Annotated in this window: 22 protein-coding genes and 1 pseudogene; 21 read left to right on the forward strand and 2 right to left on the reverse strand. The window is 43.6% G+C overall.

Annotated elements, in window-relative coordinates; all coding sequences use genetic code 11:
• The 15 genes and pseudogenes from HMPREF0240_RS00005 to HMPREF0240_RS00075 all read left to right on the forward strand — a co-directional run.
• A pseudogene (locus tag HMPREF0240_RS00005) lies at positions 1–292 on the forward strand (sodium:proton antiporter); the annotation flags it as partial.
• A gap of 524 nt (positions 293–816) precedes the next feature.
• Positions 817–1,635, forward strand: coding sequence for an arylamine N-acetyltransferase (locus HMPREF0240_RS00010; RefSeq protein WP_009001403.1), 819 nt, complete (start codon positions 817–819; stop codon positions 1,633–1,635).
• A 550-nt stretch (positions 1,636–2,185) separates the two neighbouring features.
• Positions 2,186–2,578: a hypothetical protein gene (locus HMPREF0240_RS00015; RefSeq protein ID WP_009001405.1), complete on the forward strand. Its 393-nt coding sequence runs from the start codon at positions 2,186–2,188 to the stop codon at positions 2,576–2,578.
• Between the two features lie 6 nt (positions 2,579–2,584).
• Positions 2,585–3,097, forward strand: coding sequence for a hypothetical protein (locus HMPREF0240_RS00020; RefSeq protein ID WP_035312141.1), 513 nt, complete (start codon positions 2,585–2,587; stop codon positions 3,095–3,097).
• A 15-nt stretch (positions 3,098–3,112) separates the two neighbouring features.
• Complete coding sequence (locus HMPREF0240_RS00025) at positions 3,113–5,527, forward strand: ATP-dependent Clp protease ATP-binding subunit (RefSeq protein WP_035312143.1); 2,415 nt, start codon at positions 3,113–3,115, stop codon at positions 5,525–5,527.
• 296 nt (positions 5,528–5,823) lie between these two features.
• Positions 5,824–8,520, forward strand: a complete 2,697-nt coding sequence (gene hpdB / locus HMPREF0240_RS00030; RefSeq protein ID WP_009001408.1) for a 4-hydroxyphenylacetate decarboxylase large subunit — start codon at positions 5,824–5,826, stop codon at positions 8,518–8,520.
• A gap of 27 nt (positions 8,521–8,547) precedes the next feature.
• Positions 8,548–8,805 (forward strand): 4-hydroxyphenylacetate decarboxylase small subunit, encoded by a 258-nt coding sequence (gene hpdC / locus HMPREF0240_RS00035; protein ID WP_009001409.1) that lies wholly within the window; start codon positions 8,548–8,550, stop codon positions 8,803–8,805.
• 24 nt (positions 8,806–8,829) lie between these two features.
• Complete coding sequence (gene hpdA / locus HMPREF0240_RS00040) at positions 8,830–9,768, forward strand: 4-hydroxyphenylacetate decarboxylase activase (protein WP_009001410.1); 939 nt, start codon at positions 8,830–8,832, stop codon at positions 9,766–9,768.
• 38 nt (positions 9,769–9,806) lie between these two features.
• Positions 9,807–10,535, forward strand: coding sequence for a DUF6198 family protein (locus tag HMPREF0240_RS00045; protein ID WP_009001411.1), 729 nt, complete (start codon positions 9,807–9,809; stop codon positions 10,533–10,535).
• A gap of 50 nt (positions 10,536–10,585) precedes the next feature.
• On the forward strand, positions 10,586–11,008 hold the full coding sequence (locus HMPREF0240_RS00050; RefSeq protein ID WP_009001412.1) for a hemerythrin family protein: 423 nt from the start codon (positions 10,586–10,588) through the stop codon (positions 11,006–11,008).
• An 87-nt stretch (positions 11,009–11,095) separates the two neighbouring features.
• Positions 11,096–11,908 carry a tetratricopeptide repeat protein gene (locus HMPREF0240_RS00055; protein ID WP_035312148.1) on the forward strand — a complete coding sequence of 271 codons (813 nt, stop codon included), beginning with the start codon at positions 11,096–11,098 and terminating at the stop codon, positions 11,906–11,908.
• A complete protein-coding gene (locus HMPREF0240_RS00060) occupies positions 11,895–12,905 on the forward strand; it encodes a DUF4037 domain-containing protein (protein ID WP_035312149.1) in 1,011 nt (336 codons plus the stop codon). The genes HMPREF0240_RS00055 and HMPREF0240_RS00060 overlap by 14 nt, the downstream gene beginning before the upstream one ends.
• Positions 12,906–12,919: 14 nt before the next feature.
• Positions 12,920–13,537, forward strand: coding sequence for a DUF4125 family protein (locus HMPREF0240_RS00065; RefSeq protein ID WP_009001413.1), 618 nt, complete (start codon positions 12,920–12,922; stop codon positions 13,535–13,537).
• 123 nt (positions 13,538–13,660) lie between these two features.
• Positions 13,661–14,311, forward strand: a complete 651-nt coding sequence (locus tag HMPREF0240_RS00070) for a Crp/Fnr family transcriptional regulator (RefSeq protein WP_009001414.1) — start codon at positions 13,661–13,663, stop codon at positions 14,309–14,311.
• Positions 14,312–14,326: 15 nt separating this feature from the next.
• Positions 14,327–15,001, forward strand: a complete 675-nt coding sequence (locus HMPREF0240_RS00075; RefSeq protein ID WP_035312150.1) for a Crp/Fnr family transcriptional regulator — start codon at positions 14,327–14,329, stop codon at positions 14,999–15,001.
• Between the two features lie 89 nt (positions 15,002–15,090).
• Here the strand turns inward: HMPREF0240_RS00075 and HMPREF0240_RS00080 are convergent, their stop codons facing one another.
• Both HMPREF0240_RS00080 and HMPREF0240_RS00085 read right to left on the reverse strand, forming a co-directional pair.
• A complete protein-coding gene (locus tag HMPREF0240_RS00080) occupies positions 15,091–15,447 on the reverse strand; it encodes a hypothetical protein (protein WP_009001416.1) in 357 nt (118 codons plus the stop codon).
• A gap of 37 nt (positions 15,448–15,484) precedes the next feature.
• Complete coding sequence (locus tag HMPREF0240_RS00085; protein ID WP_009001417.1) at positions 15,485–16,183, reverse strand: FCD domain-containing protein; 699 nt, start codon at positions 16,181–16,183, stop codon at positions 15,485–15,487.
• A gap of 458 nt (positions 16,184–16,641) precedes the next feature.
• Between HMPREF0240_RS00085 and HMPREF0240_RS00090 the strand changes: the two genes are divergently transcribed.
• From HMPREF0240_RS00090 to HMPREF0240_RS00115, 6 genes are all read left to right on the forward strand, one after another.
• Entirely contained in the window at positions 16,642–17,721 is a 1,080-nt protein-coding gene (locus HMPREF0240_RS00090; RefSeq protein ID WP_009001418.1) for a substrate-binding domain-containing protein, read from the forward strand.
• 73 nt (positions 17,722–17,794) lie between these two features.
• Positions 17,795–19,336, forward strand: coding sequence for a xylose ABC transporter ATP-binding protein (locus HMPREF0240_RS00095; RefSeq protein ID WP_009001419.1), 1,542 nt, complete (start codon positions 17,795–17,797; stop codon positions 19,334–19,336).
• On the forward strand, positions 19,326–20,525 hold the full coding sequence (locus HMPREF0240_RS00100; protein ID WP_009001420.1) for a sugar ABC transporter permease: 1,200 nt from the start codon (positions 19,326–19,328) through the stop codon (positions 20,523–20,525). Before HMPREF0240_RS00095 ends, HMPREF0240_RS00100 begins: the two co-directional genes overlap by 11 nt.
• A 37-nt stretch (positions 20,526–20,562) precedes the next feature.
• Positions 20,563–21,429: a sugar phosphate isomerase/epimerase family protein gene (locus HMPREF0240_RS00105; protein WP_009001421.1), complete on the forward strand. Its 867-nt coding sequence runs from the start codon at positions 20,563–20,565 to the stop codon at positions 21,427–21,429.
• A 22-nt stretch (positions 21,430–21,451) separates the two neighbouring features.
• Positions 21,452–22,660 (forward strand): Tm-1-like ATP-binding domain-containing protein, encoded by a 1,209-nt coding sequence (locus tag HMPREF0240_RS00110; protein WP_009001422.1) that lies wholly within the window; start codon positions 21,452–21,454, stop codon positions 22,658–22,660.
• Positions 22,657–23,505 (forward strand): phosphoenolpyruvate hydrolase family protein, encoded by an 849-nt coding sequence (locus HMPREF0240_RS00115; RefSeq protein ID WP_009001423.1) that lies wholly within the window; start codon positions 22,657–22,659, stop codon positions 23,503–23,505. The genes HMPREF0240_RS00110 and HMPREF0240_RS00115 overlap by 4 nt, the downstream gene beginning before the upstream one ends.

Raw genomic sequence — 23,505 nt, forward strand, 5'->3', positions numbered from 1 at the left:
TTCCCTGGTGGACGGTATCATTGTCCTGCTGAGAAAGACCCTGTATAAGGACCGGAAGATTCCGTACCGAACCGGTTCACTGCCAAAGCTGGATGCCATTCTAGGGAAGGTGCTGGATAAAGGGGCAGGGTACCTCAAAAGGCAGGAGGAATCCGTATCCTATCGGTGGAAGCTGGGGACGCGGGCGCTGGAGAGAAGGGAAAGCCGGGATATGATCCGGTTCAGCCTGTCTTATGGGCTGCAGCTGGCGGGGATCGGGATGATCTTTATATTGGTGTACCTGCTGCTGTAGTAACAGTGTGAACATATCAGCAAATATCATTAGGCATTCGAGAAATTGAGTGCCTTTTTTATGGAAGAATACGAAAAATGCCTTCCATATGACACAGGAGTATTGTTTTACGTATTGACAAATATAAAACGGAGACATATTTTTTCGTACATCTCCCGCTCTGCAGCGCTCCTCATTTTTACCCGTTCCCTCTCAAATGTGCAATGTTCACTAGGTATTTTGGGCATATATGCTTACACTAAAACCAGGTAATATCCTGGTGTGGAAAGAGAGTCTGGATGATTCGTAACAACCTGTTCCAGGGGCGGCAGCTAACGGGTATTGCGCTGGTATTTATAGGGGTGTACCTGATGCTCAAAAGCAGGGGGAAGAAATAAATGGGAACGGCCATTTATTATAAAGAGGATCAATAAAATAAGATTAGAGCGTGCTTGATAATTCATAGCACCCGCTTGACCGTCCTGTTCATTTGGGCACATGAATTATCAAACATACTCTGGCAGAGAAAGGGATGGTAGCAGAAGATGAGAGAAGTAAAAGAAGATGTTAAGAAGTTTACCCCGGAAGAAATCAAAGAATATCTGGATCGCATAGGTATGTCTCCGGTGGAACAACCTGCCAAAGAAGCGTTGGATGAGATAATCTATCGTCAACAATGTTCACTTCCATTTGAGAATTTAGACAGTTTTGATTTACATAAGGAAGTGTGCCTTGACCCTGATTATGTATTTCAAAAAATTATTCGGGGAAAAAGAGGCGGATACTGCCTGGAATTGAATGGGTTATTACATCGTCTGCTCATCAGTCTAGGATATGATGCAAGACTATGCTTTGTAAGGGTTTTATTGGGATCAGATGACTTTACGACATGGGCGGATCACAGAGCAATAATTGTAACTCTTGATGGTGAAGAATATTTCTGCGACGGCGGCCTCGGAGGTCCAATGCCTGCAGGTGCTTTAAAGATTCACACCGACGAGTGGCAGACCTATAAAAAAGAGTCATTCCGAGTTCTGCCCAGTATAAAGGGGTGGTATGAAGTTCATCGAAAAACCCGCATCAGCCAGCAAGTGGGAAAGGAAGATGCAACGCACAGAATAGAAATACTGTTTTCCGATGTAGCATGTTTTAGTTCTGATTTTGTCTTTTTGAACTATTTTCAGTCGACCTGTAAAGATGCGCGTTTCTGTACACTAAGAGTTATAAACATACGTACCGAGGATGGGTACCGCACACTTATCAATGATGAGTATAAAGAAGTGTCAGAAGATAACGTAGTAATAGAGCCGGTTGGCGGACGCTTGAAAGAACTCCTAAAAGAAAAATTCAATATAGAGATTTAGGAGTGAGGCGCTTTTGCGGCGAATGAGGGACGACCTGGAAAACGGACATAGGGGTGTACGGATACGGGTTTTGACTGTAAGGCAGAGTAAAGGAAAAAAGGAAGGAAAAACGCGGCAACCATGGACACATCACGCAAAGCCCTGATGGCTTTGCGCGCTGGGTCCAGGAAAATCGGTGATTTGAAATCACCGATTTTGCCGCGTTTTTCCTTCCTTTTTCCTTAACTCTGCCTAACAGCCAAAAGACGCATCCGTACACCCCTATGTCCGTTTTCCAGGTCTGGCGCATCAAGGCGGTAGGATGGCATCACTTGAGGGGAATCTGGGCGGGTGCAGCGGATGGTTATTCTATAGAAGGAACAGCTCAACTACAAGGACGAACCAGACAACCTGCCGGAGCAATAACAGCACCTCGCAGCCATTCCCATCTGCCCCCGTCTCCCTCTCTGGCAGGCGACCCATCTCCCCTTTCAAGTGTGCAATATTCACTAGGCTTTTTTTCATCTTATGGTTACACTAATCGTAATTATAGAAAGGAGCGGAGAATACCATGTTATTAAATCAAAAGAAGTTTTATCAGGACATTGCTAACTATTATGAACTTGACAACTACGACGGTTTACGGGTATATTTAGAAAATAAGGAGAAGGAAGTGAAGCAGTCAGTTATGCCGGATCCGGGATGTGTTATGTGCGGCGGCGCGGATGTGGATCAGGATGGGATTGCGGCGGTTACAAAAAGTTGGATTCAGGAGCGGAACAATGCAATCGCAGTCATCATTTACGAGCAGGCGAGACTTTTCGAACAGTGGGAAAAATGGGAGGAAAGTGAGAGTAAATACAGAGAAGCCATTCAGCTGATGGAGCGGAGCGGGATGACGAACCTGAGTATTTACGAAGCATCTATTGACAGTATCAAGTCGATTGAGGAAGAGAAGGAGTAGTTGCATATGAAAGATATAGTTCTTGGTCAGTATAAGGGAGTGGAGACTCCTGCTCAGATGGATAAGAAAGAGAAGGAAGATTACCTTATCAATACATTGGTTGACAGCTCGAAGGTAAAGGTATCTGAAACAAGCGTGAATGACAGAGCGAAAAGAATGGCCGAGGAGTATGCGCTTCGTCTGAACCAGCAGGGCCTGTCTATTGAACAGTATTATCAGGCTTCCAATACAGATGAGAAAGCACTGGTAAAGAAGATGCAGGAAATAGCCGAGAGACAGCTGAAAGGCAGAAAGATCCTGGAGGCGATAGCAGAAGCGGAGAGCATTACCGTGACGGAGCAGGAGGTGGACCAAGAGATTAAAAAGCTGACCATAAGATATCCTGTTGATGAAAAGAAGATCAAAGAAATCATGCGGGGAGCAGAAGAACAGCGTCTGAGAAATGACATTTTAGTAAGAAAAGCAATGGACTATGTTTCAGAACATGCCGTGGAGGCTGCACCTGTTTGTGAAAAGTAAAGCGAGGTGATAGAGATGCGTCCCTATTATGATAATACTGCCAGAGAGGTACTTGCAACAGCGGCAGAAGCAGCAAAAAATATGGGTCAGGTCACCGTGGGGACAGAACATATTTTGCTGGCATTAACAAAGGTAAAAACTGGGATCACTCAGTTTGTATTAAAGAGAAGCGGATTAGATGAGCAGCTGGTGACAGCAATGATTGAGGAATGGGTACCCTCGACCGGGCTTACGATCCTTCAGACGGCATGGAGCTATTCTCCAGAGTGCACAAAGATTCTGGACAGGAGCCATAAGCAGGCAGCGTGGTTCCAGGCGGAACTGACCGGGGCAGAGCATATATTACTGGCAATGCTGCAGGACGAGACACTTTCTGTTATGCGGTTTTTTAAAGCCGCACAGGTGAACCCTTCTTCCATATATGTGGATACGATCGTAGAGATGAAGAGGAAGAAAATAGGACTGGCAAAAACAGAGGAGGCCAAGACAAACGGCATCCATAAACGCACAGAGCTTCTGGATCAATTCGGCCGCGATCTGACCGAGATGGCAAGAGAAGGAAAGTTAAGCCCTCTGATTGGCAGGGAAAATGAGAGCCGGAGGCTTCTACAGTCGCTCTGTCGCTGGGGAAAGAACAACCCCTGTCTAATTGGTGCTCCGGGAGTCGGGAAAACAGCAATCGTAGAGGGATTTGCCCTTGCAATCGCAGAGGGAAAAGTTCCGGGAATCATGAAGGACAAAAGAGTTGTTGCTGTTGATCTGGCAAGCGTTGTTGCCGGAAGCAAGTACAGAGGCGATTTTGAAGAGCGGTTAAAACATATTATTCAGGAAATCACAGATGCCGGGAACGTGATTCTGTTCATTGATGAGATCCATACCATTGTAGGTGCCGGAGGAACAGAGGGCGGAATTGATGCAGCCAATATTCTGAAGCCTTGTCTGGCACGCGGGGAGATACAGGTTATCGGTGCAACGACCACAGAAGAATACCGCAGATATATCGAGAAGGATGCAGCTCTTGAACGGCGCTTCCAGCCGATTCAGGTAGAAGAACCGACCGAGGAAGAAAGTCTGGAAATACTGAACGGCGTAATCGACAGATACGAGAAGCATCATTCGGTTAAATTTATGCCGGAGGCGATGGAAGCCGCTGTAGAATTATCCAAACGATATATTAATGACCGTTATCTTCCAGATAAGGCACTTGATTTAATTGACGAAACAGCCGCGGCCGTCTGCCTGGACAGATCCGACAGTACGGAACTGGCAGCCCCGGAGGACGATTCATCACAAGTACAATTTATTGAAATTGGAAGTAATGAAATTGCACGAACAGTTGCACAGTGGACCGGAATTCCCATTATGCAGGTGAATGCCGATGAAGGCACACGTCTGCTGAAGCTGGAAGAGATGATCGGAGAGCGGATTGTAGGACAGCAGCAGGCTGTAAAGGCAATTGCGAAAGCAATGCGCAGAGGGCGCGCCGGAATTCAGAATCCCAACAGACCAATTGGTTCTTTCCTGTTCTTAGGTCCCACAGGTGTGGGCAAGACAGAGCTGAGCAAGGTACTGGCAGAGTTCATGTTTGATAAGCCGGATGCATTTATCCGTCTTGACATGTCCGAGTATATGGAACCACACTCTGTAGCCAAGATGATTGGTTCCCCACCGGGATATGTAGGCTTTGAAGACGGCGGGCAGCTGAGCGAGAAGGTGCGGAGAAATCCGTATTCAGTCGTATTATTTGATGAGATTGAAAAGGCTCATCCGGATGTGTTCAATATGCTCCTTCAGGTGTTGGAAGACGGTCATATGACGGATGCCAAAGGCAGAAGAGTAAGCTTTAAGAATACGGTTTTAATTATGACCTCCAATGCGGGAGTCCAGAATCATGACATACACCGTAAACTTGGTTTTTCTGCGGGGAAAGAAAGTGACCAGGGCAGCAATGAAGAGATTAAGAATGAGATTCTGTCCGAGATCAAACATGTATTCCGGCCTGAGTTCCTGAACCGTATTGATGACATTATCGTATTCAGAAAGCTGAACCATGAGGACATGAGCGCGATTATCGGCCTGCTGATCCAGGATCTGTCTGTGCGGTGTGAAGGAATGGGAATTACGGTTCATGTTGGCGAGGATGTAAATGAATATCTGATAGAGAAGTATGTAAATCTGCAGTATGGTGCAAGGCCTTTGAAGAGAGCAGTGCAGTCAGAGCTGGAAGATGTGGTGGCTGAAAAAATGCTTTCGGGAGATATCCTTCCTGGGGATGATGTGTATATTTGTATGGAAGAAGGAAAAGTCAAGCTGAACGTGAACCCTAATATTGAAGAAGGAACACAGGACACAAATCAGAATCCAAAAGAGGAAGTTGTTAAATCAAACATGGATTCTGCAGCAGAGTCGGAAATGGCAAAAGAAAAATAGTATTATTATTAAGTAGTTCAAGGTACGCCGAGGGTTAAAACTTAAAGAAATTCAGGTCCCCGTTTCGGCATCGAATAAAAGGATTAAGAAGGAATTTCGCTTAAAATGCGGGATTCCTTTTTGTTTTGAGTATATTGTATGAAGCTTTGAGGTATGGATTTGGTTATATATTAAGTATCACTATAAAATTAAAATTAGAATTTTTCAAAGGTGTGCAATGTGCACTAACGATAAAACCTTAAAGAGGGTTAAGATGGCTATAACAACGAATTCAAGAATGAAAAGGAGGAAAAAAAATGAATTCAAACGAAAGTAAAGTACAGGAAATTTTGAAACAGCGGGGTATTGATACGGCGGTAGTTGATGATGTTACAGAAGCTGATATTCCGGAAGCTTGTGACCGTTTTAAGAAGTTAATGGATGTCTATTACACCTTGAAAGTTTCAGCTGATATGGAGACTCCATACTGGTACAACAGAATCTGGTGGGAGAATGATGGTGATCTGATCGAAGTTAGAAGAGCAAGAGCTGTTGCCGGCGGATATGCTCATACAACCCCTACTATCCTTCCTTGGGAAAAACTTGTTATGAACAAAACGAAAAATGTTCGTGGCGCATTCCCATTCCCATGGGTTACTGCAAGCTTCTTCAATGCTCAGGCAGAAGCTCTTATGAATGAAGTTGATGCTCCGGCTGAGAGCTCAGCTGATGCTGTTTCACAGGTTGGTGCCGGCGGTGGTAACGTAACAGAAAGTTACGGAGAAATCGTTTCTCTCGCTAAGAAGTTTGGTATGAGAAAAGAAGATATTCCTGTACTTGTAAAAGTATCCAAATACTGGGATGGAATCTCAGTAGAAGATGTCAGCACAAAATATGGCAAGATGCTTCCTGGATATGACCAGTTCGAAAAAGTTATGGACTCTGTAGTTGTTATGTTTGATTCCTTTGCGATTCCTCAGGGACGTGAAGTAATGAACTATTACCTGCCGTTACAGTACGGTTTTGATGGAATTTGTGATCTGTGTGATGAGAAGATCGCAGAGTTCATGGGTGAAGCAGGCGATGATGGTATTCTTGGAATGAGCCGCGGATACTATTATGCAGCAATGAAAGAAGTATGTAAAGGTTTAGGCCAGTGGTGCCAGAACTACGCTGACAGAGCAAAAGACCTTGCAGCACGTGAGTCGGATCCGGAATTTAAAAAGAATTACGAAGAAATCGCAGAGGTTATGGGAAATATCGCTCATAAGGCTCCTGCTACATTCCGTGAAGCACTGCAGCTTACACTTTGCTTACACTATGGCGTTGTAAACGAAGATCCTCAGTCAGGACAGTCTATTGGACGTCTCGGACAGGTTCTGCAGCCATTCTATGAGAAAGACATTCAGGATGGTGTTACAACAGACGAAGAAGTTATCGAACTTCTTGAATTATACAGAATTAAGATCACATGTATCGAATGTTTCGCATCAGCTGGTGTATCCGGTGGTGTTCTTTCCGGAAATACATTCAACAACCTGTCAATGGGCGGTCTGGGATATGATGGTCTGACAGCAGTTACTCCGTTAGAGTACCTGATCGTTGAAGCTGGTATGAGAGCTCAGACTCCGCAGCCTACATTAAGTGTACTGTATGATGAGAAAACACCAGAGGACTTCCTGATGAAGTGTGCTCGTTGTACAAAACTTGGAATGGGCTATCCTGCATGGATGAACAATCAGACTGGTATGAACTTCATGCTGAGACAGTATGGAGAAGAGGGAATGGACGTTATCGATGCTAGAGCATGGTGCCTTGGCGGATGTCTTGAGTCTTCACCTGGACAGTTCTCACCGCTGAACTACAACGGTAAGATTACAATGGTTCCTGGAGGAGCTTCACCGACATGTGGTACAGGTATCCACTTTACAGCACTTCCTAAGATTCTTGAGCTCGTGCTGACAAACGGTGTTGATGCAAGAACAGGCAAAGAGGTATTCCCGCCTCACAACGAAAAGATTGATACCTATGAGAAGATGGTTGAACTCTGGTACAAATATCTGGATCTCAGCAATCAGATCGTTAACAAGGTAAACAACCTGCAGATGGATATCTGGAGAAAATACAATATGCCGGCAGTAGCTTCTCTGCTTAAGGGCGGCTTCTTCACAAACGGACAGCATATTGGAAACTGCGGAGCAAAATACAACGCAACAATTAACTTTGAGTCATGTGGTACAGTTACATACATCAACGCTCTTGCTTCTATTAAGAAAAATGTATTTGATGACAAGACATTTACACTGGAAGAGATGACAGATGCAATGATCAACAACTTCGGATTCAAAACTGCTTATGAAACAGGCGTATTCTCACCTGACTTCAGAGAAAGCACAGATGCATCTGAGAAATATGAGAAGATCTTTGCAGCATGTATCAACGCACCGAAGTACGGCAATGCAGACAGATATGTAGATGATCTCCTTGTTGAGTATGAAGTTGGTATGAAGAAATATATCCCAACTATCAGATCTTACTATGGAAAACCGTTGTATATGTGCCAGATCTCTGTATCTACACACGGCCCACAGGGATTCGTAACACTGGCATCAGCAGACGGAAGACTTGCAGGAACTACATATGCAGATGGTTCTGCATCCGCAGCAGCTGGTACAGACAAGAACGGTATCTACGCAATCTTCGAATCAGCTACAGTATATGATCACTCTATGTGCCAGAATGCTCAGATGAACTTAAAGATTCATCCGACAGCTGTTAAGGGACTGACAGGAACCAGAAAACTTCTGGATGTTGTTCGTGCTTACATGCGTAAGGGAGGATTCCACGTACAGTTTAACGTAGTAGGTTCCGATACACTGAGAGATGCTCAGAAGAAACCAGAAGCATACCGTGACCTGATGGTTCGTGTTGCCGGATTTACACAGTACTGGTGTGAAATCGGTAAGCCGATCCAGGATGAGGTTATCTACAGAACAGAATATGACGAAGCATAAAAAGAAGAGAGAGACGGAGGTAGAATCATGAAACATAATGAATGTGTAAATTATATTAATCTTGACTGTGAAAAAGGTATGTGTGCGCTTTCAAAAGTAATCGTTCCTATTGATGGTGAAGGAAGCGATGCCTGCCCACAATATGAAGCAGCTCCTCTTTGCGGAAACTGCAAGAATTTTGAGAAACCGGACAAATACGGAATCGGAACATGTACAGGATTCTGCAAAGAAAACTGGGCTTATTCAACATGCGGAGCTTTCAGTTGCGAAAACTACAAAAAATAAAATAATTAATTAAGGAAGTCATATATGGAAAAGAAAGGATTATTATTCGATATTCAAAGCTATTCCGTGCATGATGGACCGGGCTGCAGGACAAATGTATTTTTCATAGGCTGTCCGCTTGAGTGCAGGTGGTGCGCCAATCCGGAGAGCTGGAAAAGAAAGAAACACATAATGTTTGCAGAAAAAGTATGTAAGTATGATAAGGGCTGCAGGGCATGTAGAGATACATGCCCCAAGGGCTCTATCAAATTTGACGAGAATGGGAAACCATCTCTCACCTGGTCAATCTGCGAAGACTGCGAGAGTTTTGAATGCATTAGCCTGTGTCCGAACAATGCCTTAAAGCAATGTGTGAAAGAGTACACAGTGGACGGCCTGATGAAAATACTAAAGAGGGACTTTAATAACTGGGGTTCCGAAGGCGGCGTTACCTTTTCAGGCGGGGATCCGCTTATGCATCACGATTTCCTATACGATGTGCTGATGGAATGTAAGAAGGCACATATACATACGGCTATCGAGACAAGTGGTTTTGCAACTGAAGAAAACTTTTTAAAGATTTTAACAAATATTAATTTCGCATTTATCGATGTGAAAAATATGGATACAGAGGCTCATAAGTGGGGTACGGGCGTCGGAAATGAATTAATTCTTTCTAATATAGAGGCTTTGGTAAAATCCCCATGGAGAGGGCGACTGGTTCTTCGCCAGCCAACGATCCATGATTATAACGACAGTGATGAAAATGCAATGAAATTGATCGAGTTTATGAAGAGACTGGATCTTTTTGAAATCAATCTTCTGAAATTCCATCGTATGGGAACTTCAAAGTGGGAACAGCTGGGTAAACAGTATGAATACACAGACCACGGCGATATGACAGATGAACGAATGATAGAGCTGCAGAATTTATATCTGGAGAATGGAATTGCATGTTATATCGGTGACGACACACCTTTCTAAAGGACACGAATTCACATAAGGGAAATGGAGGGGCAGGAATGTCTAATTCTAAACCAGGAAATATCGTAAAACAAATTATATGTTATATAGGTGGATTATTTATCATTACGATCGGTATCAATATATCCAAGATGTCTAATCTGGGTATCTCTCCGGTAAGTTCTATTCCAAGGGCAACGGAGCAGATCTGGGGCTTCACTCTGGGCGTAACAACATTTATTATTTACATCTTTTTAGTAGTAGCACAGCTTGTTATTCTAAGGAAGAATTTCAAACTTAGAAATGCTCTGGGAATACTGCTGACGTTTGTATTCAGCTGGATGATCGACTTAACTGGTACAGATCCAAAGGCGCTGGGACATCTTATGCTTAACTTCCCAAGACCGCAGAATTATATTATGCAGTTTATCTATATGGTTGTCAGCGTAGTAATTATAGGTATTGGTGTATTCCTCTATCTGCGTCCGAACTGGGTTCCGATGCCGGCAGAAGGCCTGGCAGGTGCCATTGCGCAGGTTACAGGAAAGACATTTGGAGATTGTAAAACAATTGTTGATACAAGTATGATCGTTATTGCATTAATTCTTCAGTTAATATTCCTTGGAGGACTGCAGTCTTTCGTGGGGGAAGGTGTTGTAGTACGAGAAGGAACAATCATTGCAGCAATTTGTGTAGGGCAGGTAGTAAAATTCCTGTCAAAACGTTTTGCGAAGTCTATTGAGGGATGGCTTCATGCAGGAGAAGAAAGGGCAGCAGCAAAGGCGTAAAATTATATACTCATATTGCAGTAAGGAATAATATTTAGGAGGAAATGCGAATGAAAGCATTATTTACCCCGAGTCTTTTGACCGGAGATGAGATGATAGACACTCATCATAAAGAATTATTTAAACGTGCCAATGATTTGTTTGAAAGTATTGAAAATAAAGAAAGTGCAGAGAAAGTCCAGGAGACTCTGGGATTTTTGGCGGATTATACAACCTACCATTTCAGCGAAGAAGAAAAACTGATGGAAGAAGTACAGTATCCAAAGACTGAAGATCACAAAAAAATGCATGCAGCGCTGGTTGAAGATGTAAAAAATCTTGCACTGAAGCTGGCGGCAGAAGGCCCTACAAAGGATTTTGAGGACCAGGTGAATCAGAAGGTTGTCGAATGGTTATATACTCATATTAAAGTAAATGACCAGGAACTGGCTGAATATAAAAATGTAAGAAGCCAGATGGATAATCTGCAGTAATTTCTAAATATTCTGTTTAAAGACAGCTGAAGCGGTGAGATTGGGGGGAACCCGAATTTCATCGCTTTTTGGGAAGGAAGGGAAAATATGGAGATAAGAGAAATACTTGAAAAATCAGATGCTCTTTTTGCAAAGGGTGAAGCCAAAGAGGCGTGCGCTTATCTGGAAAACTGTCTGCAGGGTGCCTGTGCGGAGAGTGACTGGCAATCGCAGCTTACAATAGAAAATGAGCTGATGGGATACTATAGAAGCATCAGCCATCTGGATCGGGCATGGGAATATGCTCATAAGGCAATTGAGATTGTAGGACAGCATAATCTGGATGAAACACTGGCCGGAATGACGACTTATCTGAATATAGCAAATATCTACCGTGCGTCAGGACAGGTGGATAAAGCCATGGAACTTTATCTCCAGGTGGAGAAAGTTTATAAACGGGAAAATTTAGAAGTTGACTATCGTCTGGGTGGACTTTATAATAATATGTCTGTCGCATCACTGGAAGCAGGTAAACTTTCTGATGCTGTGGAGTACGGTGAAAAAGCTGTCAAAGTGCTGGAGCAGGTCCCTGATTCGGCGGATGAACGGGCTACGGTGTATGGAAACCTGGCAGGAGCGTTCCTCCATTCCGAACAGCCGGATTTTGAGCGTGTACAGTCCTATCTGGACAGGGCAGCCGGCATTTTTGAGAAAGAATGCAGGAACAGCCCCCATTACTGCGGTGTGCTGGCTATGAAGGCATATACGGCTTATTTAAGCAAAGATCTGGAAGGCTCTCTTGCATTGTATGAGAAAGCAATGGAAGAGACGAAAAGGCACTATGGGGAAAACGCGGATTACAAACGTCTTGTGGAAAATTACAACGCAATCAGGAGGAAAATGGCTAATGGTACAAAGTAATGGTCTGCAGCTGGAGCATAAGGGACTTGAGCTCTCACAGGAATATTATGAAAGGATCGGAAGACCCGTACTGGAAGAATTATTTCCGGCTTATTTGGACAGGATCGCTGTGGGCCTGGTGGGGGAAGGCTCCGAGTGCTTTGGATATGACGACATGATCTCCATGGATCATGACTATGGACCGGGCTTCTGTATATGGCTTACAAAAGAAGATTATGAAGAAATTGGGGAAGAGATGAGCGGGATATATGATGCTCTTCCCAAGGAATATAGAGGGATCTCTGCAAAGACTCACAGGACCGAATCGGAAGGCCGCAGGGGAGTCCTGGAAATTGATAAATTCTACCAGAAATTTCTGGGAGCAGGAGGGGTTCCCAGGAAACTGTCAGATTGGATGATGATACCGGAGCATTATCTGTCAGTGGCCACGAATGGAAGGGTGTTTGAGGACAATCTGGGGGTATTTACGGGGATACGGGAGCAATTGCTGGAATATTACCCGGAGGATATCCGATTGAAAAAAATAGCCGCACGTGCTATTACAATGGCCCATTCGGGGCAGTGCAACTACAGCCGGATGATGAGAAGGCATGATACCGTAGCAGGAGTTCTGGCTCTTTCTGAATTTATCCGTGCATCCATTTCCATGGTATATATACTGAACAAAAAATATACTCCCTATTATAAATGGATGTGGGCAGGAATGAAAGAGCTGGAACGGCTTTCGGAGGTAGGCACAATCCTGAAAAATCTTGTGGATTTGGGGCCGAACAAAGGCAGCTGGTATACAAATGAATGGAATACCTATCAGATTGAGCTGAACAGGAACGATAAAGTGATTGTTATGATAGAAGAGATTTGTGCTCTTATTATCAAGGAACTTAAGGTTCAGGGAATCAGCAGCAGCTCGTCCGATTACCTGGAAGAACATGCCTATGCAGCAAGGCATCGTATTAAGGACGAGACAATACGCTCCCTTCCTGTAATGGCATCATAAGAGAGGAAAAGATTATGGTTAGCATAGACGATATTATCAAAGAAGAATGGCGTCAGTTTCAGCTTGTAAAAAATGAGGGAGGCCGTGCGGAGTGTCAGGATAACTGGCCCGAGTTTTATATTATGCGTAAGAGCCAGTTTATGGCCTGGCCAAAAAAAATCACGGACAGCTATTATATGGACCTGATGCAGGCAAAAGTTCAGGGGCGTAATCTGCTGTTTGAAAAATATGCGTTTATGATGATCGATACTATGCCGCAGCAATATGAAGCCCTGAAAAAGGTTCTGCCGAAGATATCTGAGAAGAAAAAGCGGCTGATTAATTATATTGCAGATATACAAATAAGATGGGCAGAAGATTTTAAGCGCAGATATCCATTATATGCAGAGAACGGACGTCCTACATATGCATCTGAAGAAAATGGGTATACGACTTCTATCGAGACTTATGTCAAGGGAGAATTATTTTCTTATGGAGATAATACCATCATACTTTATGCTGCATATGTGGAGGAGTGCGTGCAAAATGGACAGAATCTGACAGATGTTGTCAGAAAAAACATGGCAATGCTTAATGGATACAGTTCTTTGGACGAAGTAGAAAAGGAATTGTCAATTAAGAGAAAATTGTGAAAAGTGATGAAAATTATATAGTTAATAAGTTAAAAATATACAAATTGATAAAAAGTGTGAAATGTTTACTACCCATAATTGTGGAAAAAGTTGTAAAAATAACAGTGAAAGGAGAGTGAGCTTATGAAGTTGGAACAAATCGCCATTTATGATTCGATTGAAGGTTACATGGAGCAGATTCCGGTTATTAAGGTAAAAAAAGGTGAATTTATACCCACGAGATATTCTTCCCGGGAGGGAATACCAAACAAATATTACATAATTAACGGTCAAATAAGAGTCTGGAACAATGTAGGCTGCAGAAAAATCTGGGTGGATGAAATCGGTGAGGACTGGTTTGCCGGCGATTTGAGCGACGTATATGAACAATTTTTGAATTGTGAATCATGGGCTGTAGAAGATACGCTTTTGCTGGAATTTAACGATGAGGTATTCCAAGAATTGTTAAATGACGTCAGGTTTGCCAAGGCATTCTATCACAAAATGAGCCAGAGGGTATATCAAATGTATAAGCGCATGCTTATGAACAGTATGTATAGCCAGAAGGAAATACTGTCAAGCTATATCATTTCAAAAGTGAAGAAAGACCGGATGGTCTGTCCGAACATGAATGCGCTGTGTGAATTTTTGGGATTTAGCAGGAGGAGTCTTTATAATACATTAAATGATCTGATAAAAGATGGAATTTTAGAGAAGGATGATAATTATATCTATATTAAGGACAGGGAGGCCCTTGAGGATCAGGGAAAACATGTCCAAGAGTACATGCTTTAAAGAGGGGACAAAGACTTGGATAATTACAGCATCATCAAGAATACCATGATCTATGAGCATATTAAAGATTATTTACCAGTCATTCCTATATTAGAGTTAAAAAAAGGTGAATATTTATTCAGGGCAGATCGCGCAAGTGACACTTTGTTCTATATATTCGAAGGCGTGATCAAGGTTGAAAACATCTCCTACAATGGTAAAAAGCTGATTGTAGATATTATAGACGCGGACAACTTTGCGGGACCTATCAGCAGTATTCATAATGCGGATTTTCAGTGTTCCGGGGTAGCGGAGACGAAATCGAAGGTGCTTGTATTAAAAAAGTCTCTTATGGATGAGCTGATGCAGAACGATGAGTTTTTAGTGCTGTTTTATCAGAAAACAAGTAAGCGTGTCTATATGATGTATAAAAATATTCTCGCGCGAAGCCTGTTCGGCGAGAATGAAATTATGGCACATTACATTTTGAGGCATTCAAGCGGCGGAGTCTTTAAATATAAAAGTATTTATAATATTTGTGAAAACCTTGGGATCAGCAGAAGGGGAATCTATAATATCTTATACCGTTTTGAAGAGGCCAGTTGTATAGAAAAACTTGATTCGGGATATCGGATCCTGGACAGGGGCTATCTGGAGAGAGTAGCCGAACAGATGATAAAGTTTATGAAAAACAGTGAAGACGAGTTATAGCTGGAAGAAAATATTTCCAGATAATAAAAACGCCGGATGGGCAGATACCCATTCAGGCGTTTTTTGCTGTCTCTGTGCAATATCTGATACTACCAGAACAATTCTACGGATTTCTTAATGACATACCATAACCAGAAGATACAGACCAGTAAAGGCAGGATTGCCAGTACAGTAATCTTGTCAGATATAGCCGATGTGAAGTTGCTGATCAGATTCAGACCGCCCAGCAGGAAACAGGCACACGAAAATATGATGAGCCGAGGGAAAATGAACTTAATATAGCCTTCCGAATCTTTACAATTGTCTATATTAATATTTCCTGGTATCAGCAGAATGTTTTTATGCAGCCTCTTCTGTGTGCGCATAAAATAACAGGAATAAAAGCAGTATATACTGCCTCCCCAGATCAGAGCATCAAAGATTACTAGAATATCGATATTCTCCATAAATTACGGTCCTTTCTTTTTGAAGCAGGTCTGCCGATCAGTCTCTGTCCAGCAAAGAGATCTTAATCTGCTGTTTCGCATCATCAAATTGCTGTTTCATCAAATTAGTAGCCATATCTAAATCTTCCTGTGTAAAAGCCGTTAAGATGTCTCCATGCTGCTGAGCCAGCTGAGGCAGCTCTTCGTGATAATTCTCCACCTTTGCAAGTGCATACAGATCCCAGAATGCGGTGAGGAGCTGTTCAAGCAGAATGTTTTTGGTGCTTGAAAACAAAATTCTATGGAATTCCCTGTCATTGGAAGCGAAGGTTTTTCCTGCCGCAGACTTTTCTTTCATGGCGTTTACCTCCACCTGGAGGAGTTGAAGTTGTTTGATATCGATGTAACGCATTGCGGTTTCCAGGGAATTGATCTCCAGCATGCTTCTGATCTCTAACAGGTTTAATAATAGAGTTGGTTTTGCCTCTATCAGAATGGACCAGGTATCCATAAGAGGAGCACTGAAATTCGGCGGGTTAATGTAACGTCCGCTTCCCTGGACAGTCGAGATGATTCCGTTTGACTCGTATATACTCAATACTTCTCTAAGAGAGGAACGGCTGACATTAAACTGTGTCATCATCTCTTTCTCTGTAGGAAGCTTCTGGTCTATCTCCATTCTCTCGGCGATCAGAACCCCTACCTTTTCTTTTAAAGTCTTTTCCTTCTTGTCATTCGCCTTAATAAGCTCTGGCATTTTTATAATTCTCCTTTTTAGTTAATATGTTTTTTCTATCGGACTCATTTGCGTTAAGTAATAGTAGAAAGTTAATGAATAAATTTAATTAAATGCAAAGTTCATACAAATAGAACGAGTAACACCTTAAATAATAATATATGTCCGACAAATTGTCAACCTGAAAACAGGAATATATGAAATAAATATCGCCTTCCCAATATGATTTCTTTTATAAAATTATAGCCTTCAAAAGCAAAATGTCCATATAAAAAGTGACGAAAATAATAATTTCGTTAAAAACTACCAAAAGCGGGAACGAAAATATGTGAAATAATTCGCCTCAGAAAGAATTGACAAATATGTATGACATATAGTAGGATTAAATAAAATAAATCAGAACAATATTAAAAATTGGTTGACAACGTGGGATCTGATTTAAGAAGAAGTATAACAACACAATTAAAGGAGGAAACAAAATGAAAGGTGAGGTCGTAAAAAGAGTGGCAGGTATTCTCTTAAGTGTATGCATGGTTGTTTCAATGGCAGGATGCGGACAGGGAGGAAAGGATACCAAAACAGAGACGGAAAAGACAGGCAGTACAAGTTCTGCAGATGATGACAAGATTAAAATTGGATTTTCCATGAAAACGGTACAGGAAGAAAGATGGCAGAGAGAGCTGGAGAATGCTGAAAAATGGGCGGATGAAGCAGGTGTTGAGCTGATCGTACAGGTTGCAAACAATGATTCCAACACACAGATCTCTCAGATTGAAAACCTTACAACTCAGGGGATCGATGTTCTGATGGTTGTTCCGGTTGATGGAAATGCCCTGAAAAATACACTGGACTCCGTACATAACCAGGGAATCAAAATCATGGGTTATGACCAGGAAGTGCAGGCATGGAACGATGCAATGGTTGGCTACGATTCCTACGAAGTAGGAAGACAGATCGCAAGTTATGTAGCTTCATTAAAGGAACCAGGCAACTATGTATTTCTCTATGGTGATGCGGCAGCAGGCGAAGCGGTAGAAAATCAGATAAAAGGATTCCATGATGAATTCGGCGATTTTTTTGAGAAAGACGGAAACAAGCTTGTGATGGAACAGTACTGTAAAGAGTGGGCGGCTTCAGAAGCGATGGCATGTGTGGAAAATGCACTTTCCATTACAGGAAATAAAATTACCGGGGTCATCTGTATGAATGATGGAATCGCTTCAGGAGCGATCCAGGCGCTTGAGGCGCAGGGCCTGTCCGCATATGTTACAGGTCAGGATGCAGAACTGACAGCTGTTAAGAGAATTATGGAAGGAAAACAGACGTCTACATTATATAAAGATACTGTTGTGCTTTCTAAAGCAGCCATTGATACAGCTGTTAAACTGGCAAAAGGCGAAACAATCGAAGCGGACAAAACAGTTACATGGGGAGACAATACAGATGCTCCATGGGTTACAGTTGAGGCAACGGTCGTTACCAAAGATAATATCCAGGAGATAATTATAGACGGCGGCGTATATACAGAAGAAGAAATTAATGCTGCGGAAACAGAATAAGAGGTTATTTGAGTTTCAGTGGGCGAAAGCCCGCTGAAACACTTTAAGACAATATTTTAAAGGAGGGATGATGATGGAAGATTACATTTTACAAATGGAACACATTACAAAAACATTCCCAGGTGTAAAAGCTCTTGACGATGTCAATTTTAATGTAAAGCGAGGGGAGATACACTCACTGGTCGGGGAAAACGGGGCAGGTAAATCTACCTTGATGAAAGTACTGAGTGGTGTTTACCCAAAAGGTTCCTATACCGGGAAATTGCTGATAAATGGAGAAGAACAGTCATTTTCAGGGATCAAAGACAGTGAAAAGGCGGGAGTCGCAATTATTTATCAGGAATTAGGTTTGGTACGTTCTTTAAATGTTTGTGAAAATGTATTTCTGGGCAGTGAAAAGAAAAAAGGCGGATTTATCGATTGGGATTTTGAATATAAGAGAACCAAAGAACTAATGCAGGAAGTCCAGCTGGATGTAAAAGCGGACGAAAAAGTAGGAACCCTGGGAACAGGAAAACAGCAGTTAATAGAAATTGCAAAAGCATTGAGCAAAGACGTGAAACTTCTTATTTTGGATGAACCGACTTCTTCGCTTACTGAAAAGGATACGGATAATCTGCTGGAGCTTCTTTTAACACTGAAAGACAGAGGGATTACCTGTATATATATTTCTCATAAGCTGAATGAGGTCTTTAGAATATCGGACTCTATCACAATTCTCCGCGACGGGAAAACAATTGCTACAAAACCTGCAGCAAATATGAATGTACAGGAAATTATCTCAAGCATGGTAGGCCGGGAACTGACGAACCGTTTTCCGAAACAGGAGCACAAAGCGGGGGAAGTTGTATTAGAGGTAAAGAACTGGACGGTTGAAAATCCGGAGAATCCGGAAAAACCATTATTGGATGATGTGTGTTTTCAGGTGCGGAAAGGAGAGATCCTTGGGGTTGCAGGCCTGATGGGGGCAGGAAGAACAGAACTTGCCATGAGTATTTTCGGTGCACTGCAGCAGCATGCGACAGGCCAGCTGTTTCTGGAAGGGAAAGAAATTAAAAAGATGAAGCACCCCAGAGAAGCAATTAAGGCAGGGATCGGGTATCTTTCGGAGGACCGGAAGCGCTACGGTCTGATCCTCGACTCGGATATCCGCACCAATACGACCCTGGCAAGCCTGGATAAGCTGCTGAGGGGCGGCGTTATTGATACAAACCTGGAGACAAGAAAAACAAAAGAATATATTGAAAAGCTGGGTACCAAAACTCCATCCATGTTCCAGCTTGTACGGAACTTGAGCGGTGGAAACCAGCAGAAAGTTGTAATAGCAAAAGCTCTTCTGGCAGAACCGAAAGTATTGATTCTGGACGAGCCGACCAGAGGAATTGATGTCGGAGCAAAATATGAGATTTATCAACTGATGAATGAGCTGATTGATCAGGGAATCAGCATTGTTATGATTTCTTCAGAACTCCCGGAAATTATCGGTATGAGTGACCGGATCTACATCATGTATGAAGGCAAGATCAGGGGAGAACTGAACAGCGGAGTAGATGAAATCACACAGGAGAATATTCTGTATTATGCAGCAGGAGGGAAGAAAGAAGATGACAAATAATAAAAGTGATAGTAATGCGGCCAAAAAGATAGGCCTGATGTTGACGAATAATTTTGATAAGGTTTCATTGTTTGCAGAAATGCTGATCATATTTGTTACGTTCCAGATTGTAACAGACGGTCTGTTTATGACCTCCAGAAACTTATCGAATCTTTTAATGCAGGGAGCAACCTGTTCTATTATTGCAGTTACGATGATGCTTGTCATTGTATCCCAGAACGCGGACCTGTCAGCAGGTAGTGCACTTGGATTTATCGGATGTTTTGCGGCAGCTATGCAGGTACAGCAAAATGTGAATACGCCTCTTACCATTGTTTCCGTTCTTGTTGTCGGTGTTCTAATCGGACTGTGGCATGGATTCTGGATCGGCTATAAGAAACTGCCCGCGTTTATTGTTACATATGCCAGCCAGCTGATTTTCAAGGGCGGCACATTGTTAATCGGTGACGGTATGTCAATCGGACCGGTATCAAAGAGTTTTTCAACGTTTGGAAACGGCTACCTGCCAAAGGTTATTTTGAAAGATGCTTCTTTTAATGACATCAGTCTTTTCATAACGATCATTGCAATGGTGATCTATGTTGTTATTGCTTTCAGAAGCAGAATGAAGAGTAAGAAGACGGGGACTGCTTCCGGGTCAGATGCATTGTTTGCCCTGAAGACGATTTTCATCACAGCGGTGATCTTTATTGTATGCTCTATCATGGTGTTCCAGCAGGGATTCTCCTATGCAATTATTATACTTGCAGTTTTAGGACTCCTGTTTGCATTCATTGTGAAGTACACCCCGTTCGGACGGTATGTATTTGCAATCGGGGGAAATGCAGAGGCGGCGAAGCTGTCTGGTATCAGCGTTGAGAAAACGGTTATGATGATTTATATCTTCCACAGTGTTGTTACTGCGATTGCGGCCATTGTATTTTTAGGGCGTGTCGGCCAGGCAACCGCTTCAGCGGGTACTTCTTTCGAGTTCATTGCAATCACCGGATGTGTGGTCGGCGGAACGAGTATCCTTGGCGGACGCGGTAATGTTCTGGGTGCCATTGTAGGTACTATGATTATGACAGGACTGGATAATGGTATGAGCCTGTTGAACCTGGGTGCAACCTGGCAGTATATCGTAAAAGGCCTCGTGCTGATGCTTGCCATTGCCCTGGATGTAATGAGTAAAAAAGGAAAAGCAAATTAAAAAAGGGATTGCAGCCTGGATAAATGGAGGGACAACTGTGAAATACGGATTGCATTATATTTACTGGCAGAAGGATCTGCAGTGTAAAAGCTATGTGCCATACGTGGAGAAGGTAAAAAATCTGGGGTTTGATGTACTGGAGCTCGGAGATTACCTGGTTTTGAATATGCCGGAAAGCCAAGTGGAGGCTCTGGCGGCGGCATCGAAAGAATGCGGGGTAGAACTGTCTGTGGGGCTTGATCCGCCGGCAGACAGCAGCCTTACAGGCGAAGATAAAGACTGCCGTGAGAAAGGGATAGAGTTTTATAAGCGTGCTTTTGCAAGGCTTGAGAAATTAGGGATACGTACGATGGGCGGAAACCTTCTGAATGCACCCGCTCGGGTCCCGTTAAAGGAGTATATCGAAAAAGAATGGGAATACGGCGTAGATTCTCTGGTGAAGATTGGGCGCAGTGCGGCGGAATATGGGATTGACCTGAACATAGAAATATGCAACCGGTTCGAAAACCATATATTAAACACCGCAGAGCAGGGCGTGCGTTTCGCGAAAGCGGTTGGCCTTCCCAATGTTAAGATTTTGCTCGATACCTTCCATATGAATATAGAGGAAGACAGCTTTTTCGAGGCATTCTTAACGGCAGGGGAATATCTGGGCCATGTGCATCTGGGAGAAAATCACAGAAGGCTGCCCGGCAAAGGGCATCTTCCGTGGAATGAAATCAGAGACGCGATCAAAGCGGTCAACTTCCAGGGAATTATGACTATGGAGCCGCTTGTAAATGCTGGAGACGAACTGGGAGACTGCTGCAGAATCTGGCGCGATATGACGGACGGTGCGGATGCAGCAAGGATGGACGCTGATGCAGGCCAAGCGCTGCAGTTTATGCATTATCTGTTTTCCTGAGATTTGAAAAGAGGAGTAAGTTATGGGAAAAACGGTAGCTGTAATAGGAACCTTTGATACGAAAGCAAAAGAATTCCTGTATTTGATCAGGTGCCTGAACGAGTTCGGGCTGTCGGTCATTGCCATAGATGTGGGGACGGATTCACAGAGTGAGGTGCAGCCGGATTACCGCGCGGCAGAAGCTCTCGATCCCGGAATGAGAGACAGAATTTCCAAGGATAAATGGATGGAAGCAGTGGCCGGTCAGGCGGTTCTTATAGTGAAGCCGCTGTTGGACAAAGATAAAATACAGGGTGTGATTTCCATGGGAGGCGGTCAGGGGACCTTTCTGGCAAACCGGATTTTCCGTGAGCTTCCCATAGGAATGCCCAAGCTTTTGATGTCCACACTGGCTTTACTTGAGGACTCGGCACAGCAGTTTTTAGGACTGAATGATACTCTCGTGATGAATTCGCTGGTGGATATAGCGGGACTGAATTCTGTGCTGGAGGAGAATATCCAAAAAGCGGCGGGTGCGATGGCCGGAATGATTTCTTTTGGGATGCCGCAGAAACAGCGGGAAAAAAAGCGGGCCATAGGAATTTCCTGCTGGGGGGTTACGACCCCCTGTGTAGATACCGTAAGGGAGATTCTGACAGAGAAGGGGTACGAGGTCTATGTTTTTCACGCCAACAGAGAGGGCGGGATGATGCTGGAGAGATTCGTCCGGGAGGGACTTCTGGATGGTGTGGCAGATATCACCCTTTCGGAGGTGAGCATGCCGCTTGCTGACTCCTACCAGAAGCCGCTTCCTGACAGGCTGGAAAGTGCGGGAGAAAAAGGGATTCCCCAGGTGGTGGTTCCGGGCGGGCTGGATATGGTTCTGAAGCATAAAGAAGAAGCGAAGGCAGACACGGGACGCAAGGTATATTACCATACACCGGACGTTGTATTTGTCAGAAGCAATCAGGAGGAAAATAAAAGGTTTGCCGAAACGATCAGCCGTAAACTGAATGGAGCAAAGGGCCCCACGGTATTGATGCTTCCGCTGGGCGGAATCTCAAAAGTGGACGGCAAAGGCGGAATATTCCATGAGCCGGAGACAAATGCTGTATTGTTTGACACATTAAAAGCCGGGATAGAAGACAATGTGGAATTAATAGAGATGGAGTGTGAGATCACCGATCCTGATTTTGGAAGAAAGATTGCGGAAGTGCTGATTGACAAGGTAGAAGGAGGAACAGAGAAATGATAGTAAGTCCCAAGCGTATGACAAGAAGTGAAATATTGAAGAAGTTCCATGATCAGGTGGAACAGGGAATTCCAATCATCGGAGGCGGAGCAGGGATCGGACTCAGCGCAAAATGCGAGGAACTGGGCGGAATCGACCTGATTATTACATACAATTCAGGACGATTCAGGATGGATGGAAGACCATCCATCAGCGGGCTGCTTCCATTTGGCAGTGCTAACGATATTGTAAAAGAACTGGCGGCGCAGGTTATGCCCATGGCGCGCCATACCCCGGTTCTGGCCGGCGTATTTGCCCAGGACAATTACCGCTTTATGGATAAATATCTGGAGGAGTTAAAAGATCTCGGATTTGCCGGAATCCAGAACTTCCCGTCCTTCGCAGACTTTTCGGGTGCTCAGAAAGTGGAGCTGGAGGAAGTCGGATATGGAGTGGAGAACGAGATTGAGATGATGAGGCTGGCTCATCAGATGGATATGCTGACGGCTCCTTACATATTTAATGAAGACCAGTGTGCGGCAATGACGGAAGCGGGTGCAGATATCATCGTGGTGCACTGCGGATGTACCAAAGGTGGCCTGAGCGGCCTCAAAACGGATGTTGCTTACGGGCTGGCCGAAGCCGCAGAATATGCGGATAAGATGGCGAAGATCGCGCAGGACATCAATCCGGATGTATTTGTAATCTGTCATGGGGGTCCCATCGCAGAGCCCGATGATGTGAAGTATATCCTGGCACACACAGAACATATCTGCGGGTTCTTCGGGGCTTCCAGTATGGAGAGGCTTCCGGCAGAACGGGCAATTACACAGCAGGTAAGAGATTTCAAAGCATTAAGATTATAA

Source organism: Clostridium sp. D5 (assembly GCF_000190355.1).
Lineage (GTDB): Bacteria > Bacillota > Clostridia > Lachnospirales > Lachnospiraceae > Faecalicatena > Faecalicatena fissicatena_A.